Annotated in this window: 1 protein-coding gene; it reads left to right on the top strand. The window is 64.8% G+C overall.

Annotated elements, in window-relative coordinates:
* Positions 1-532: NAD(P)/FAD-dependent oxidoreductase (locus AACY08_RS28560; RefSeq protein WP_339472452.1), on the top strand; the 532-nt coding region annotated here is incomplete at both ends.

Below are 532 nucleotides of genomic sequence, written 5' to 3'. Positions count from 1 at the left end.
CGCGACGTGCGACGGCTTCTTCTATCGCGGCAAGAAGGTTGCGGTGATCGGCGGTGGAAACACTGCGGTCGAGGAAGCGCTGTACCTCACCAACCATTCGCCCGACGTGACGCTAATCCATCGTCGCGATTCATTCCGCGCCGAGAAGATTCTTCAGGAGCGGCTGTTCGCGCACAAGGGCATCACGGTCCTGTGGAACAAGGAAGTCGCCGAATTCGTCGACGGTGGCGGCACTGCCGGGCTCGTCGCGCTGGAACTGATCGACACCGTGACGGGCGAGCGGTCGCGTCTGGAGACCGAGGGCGGGTTCGTCGCGATCGGCCATCATCCGGCGACCGAATTGTTCCGCGGGCATTTGAAGCTGGATGCCGATCATTACATCTGGGTCGAGACGGGCTCGACGCGCACCAGCGTGCCCGGCGTGTTCGCCTGCGGCGACGTTATGGACAAAGTGTACCGGCAGGCGGTCACGGCGGCTGGCACGGGCTGCATGGCGGCGCTGGACGCCGAGCGCTTCCTTGCCGAGGCCGAG

The sequence above is a fragment of the Pseudomonas sp. EL_65y_Pfl1_R83 genome (genome assembly GCF_963970695.1).
In the GTDB taxonomy this organism is placed as follows: domain Bacteria; phylum Pseudomonadota; class Gammaproteobacteria; order Pseudomonadales; family Pseudomonadaceae; genus Aquipseudomonas; species Aquipseudomonas tritici.
This window is presented reverse-complemented; position numbering and strand designations above follow the sequence as displayed.